Source organism: Streptomyces glaucescens (assembly GCF_002154375.1).
Taxonomy (GTDB): Bacteria; Actinomycetota; Actinomycetes; order Streptomycetales; family Streptomycetaceae; genus Streptomyces; species Streptomyces glaucescens.
This window is the reverse complement of the sequence record NZ_MUND01000905.1, coordinates 1-740: the sequence shown is the minus strand read 5'-3', so window position 1 is coordinate 740 and position 740 is coordinate 1. Positions and strand designations below refer to the sequence as shown.

The 740-nt window shown below is 73.1% G+C and carries 1 protein-coding gene; it reads right to left on the bottom strand.

Going from position 1 to position 740, the window contains the following annotated elements; all coding sequences use genetic code 11:
* Positions 1-108: 108 nt before the first annotated feature.
* On the bottom strand, positions 109-740 hold a 632-nt coding region (locus CCN42_RS39130), incomplete at its 5' end, for a polysaccharide deacetylase family protein (RefSeq protein ID WP_107427725.1).

Below are 740 nucleotides of genomic sequence, written 5' to 3'. Positions count from 1 at the left end.
CAGCACGCACTCCGCGTAAGGCGGCCCGTCCGCCCTGGGCGGCCTGGCCGCGTCGATCAGGCAGTAGTCGTTGACCTCGGCCTCGCTCATACCCCCAGCGTAGGCCGGTCAGCGCGGTGCGGACCCGATCAGTTCCGATACCTTCACGAAGCGGAAGCCCTGGCGGCGCAGCTCGGGCACGATCGTGCGGATCGCCCGCTCGGTCGTCGGCGCCGCGCTGCGGGTGCAGTGCAGGACGACCACCGAGCCGGGCCGTACGCCGTCCAGCACCTGCCGGGCGACCGCGTCGGCGTCCGTCGCGAAGGCGTCGCCGCCGACGACGTCCCACTGCACGGCGGTGACGCCGGTGCCGCTGAGCGCGCGCAGGGCGCGGCGGTCGTAGCAGCCGCCGGGGAAGCGGAAGTACGGCTTGGCCTCGGGTACACCGGCCGCGCGGAAGGCGTCGTACGCCCGTGTCACGTCCGCCCGCATCCGCTCCTCGGCGACGGTCGGCAGGCCGTAGCAGTCGTCGGTGAAGGCGAAGTGGCTGTAGGAGTGGTTGGCGACCTCGAACAGGGGGTCCCGGCCGATGGAGCGCGCCTGGGCCGGGTACTCCTCGGCCCAGCGGCCGGTCATGAAGACGGTGGCCGGCACCTTCAGCGTGCGCAGCGTGGTGATCAGCTGGGGGTGGTCGAACCGTTCGCCCGCCGCCGCTCTCGGCCCCTGGTCGGCGGTCATGTCGGCGTCGAAGGTGAGCGCGA